This is a genomic window from Halobellus sp. H-GB7 (assembly GCF_030848585.1).
GTDB lineage: Archaea > Halobacteriota > Halobacteria > Halobacteriales > Haloferacaceae > Haloquadratum > Haloquadratum inordinatus.
In genome coordinates, this window is sequence record NZ_JAVDDW010000029.1 from 1 (window position 1) to 1,390 (window position 1,390).

1 protein-coding gene is annotated in these 1,390 nt (G+C 60.1%); it reads right to left on the reverse strand.

Going from position 1 to position 1,390, the window contains the following annotated elements:
* Positions 1 to 175: 175 nt before the first annotated feature.
* Entirely contained in the window at positions 176 to 1,342 is a 1,167-nt protein-coding gene (locus RBH22_RS17745) for an ISH3 family transposase (RefSeq protein WP_306678735.1), read from the reverse strand.
* Positions 1,343 to 1,390 lie beyond the last annotated feature (48 nt).

Below are 1,390 nucleotides of genomic sequence, written 5' to 3' on the forward strand. Positions count from 1 at the left end.
TCAGTACCTCACAAGGCGTCGCCAGCTAACCCGATCTGAGCTCACCAGTCTGTCCTGATGAGCCGTTGGTAGCGAGCAAGTGACGCTGGGAAAAGAGGAAGCGGTCGCTGTCGGCGGCGGTCAGCCGCCGACGCGACAGCGTTGCCACTCACGTGGAGGCGTGCTCGGTCGGTGACTACCGGTGGAACCGGTCGTCAGGTGGCCGGTTTGCGGGGACGGCCCGACGCGTCGCGAGGGCCGTCCACGCTGCCCGGCACATCATCCTGATGAACTCCGTGAACGGCCACTTCCAGAGGCGACGCCCGCCACGGCGGGGCGTCGCCACAAACTCCCAGTGCAGATACCGCCACACGTTCTGTAAGAGCAGGCTCACTACGACGTACAACAGCCGTACGACCGGATTCTGCGTTGTGGTCGTCGCAATACTTTGTTCGGAGAGCCGATAACTGGCCTCGATACCGAAGCGTTTGGCGTAGTGGTCTCGAGCTTCACGTGGCGTGTCAATGAACGGCGCGTCAGCGGCGTAGCCGTGACGCGCCACCCCGTGTTCGTCGTATCGCCCGTTCTGGTAGGTACAGTCGATATAGACGGGAAACTCGACGGTCCAGCTGTGACCGTCGAGTTTCGCCGTCAGATCGTGTCGGATGACACGGCTCCATCCTTCCGAGAGTTCCTGCTTGATCTTCTTTCCCCACCGGACGATCGGCATCACGTAGGCGTGGTTGTGTGCCTGAAGCAGCGTGAGACACTTGCTATCGTAGAATTCGCGGTCGAGATAGACGGCCTTGACGCTGAGGTCAAGGCCGTCAAGAATCCCGAGAAACTCTGCGAGGACAGTGCTGGCGGTGTCGCCGTCGACGAGACGGCGCACCGCCAGCGTGTAGCGTTTGTTCTTCACACGCGCGTAGAGTGTCGCGTAGGCGTGGAACGCGGTGGTTCCACGCTTGGCTTCTGAATGATAGAGGCCGTCTGTCTCGTCTTCGTCACCGTAGTAGGGCCGCAGGTGGAGGTCGGCGACGACCTCCACCTGCTCGGGGAGGATCTCCAGCACGTCCTTCTGGAGAAGCGCGTTCCCAACTCGTTCAACGGACGCAAGGTCGAATTTCTCGCGGAGATGGTACAGAACCGTGTTTTCGTGGGGTGAGTCGTCACTGGATTCACAGAGTTCGGAGATTGAGGTCCCGTCGGCGCAGGCGCCGACGAGGACCTCGTAGATGTCTTCAGTATCGATTTCTGCGTTGCTACCGAGGCTGAGCCCTACTTCCTCGTCAAGCGTGTTGACGAGGAAGTTAAGGAGCTGGTCCTCGTGGATTTCACCGTCTGCTTGCTGGGTATTGGACACACCGTCAGCAAGCAGACGTCTCAACTAACCGGCTTTGTGAAGTACTGA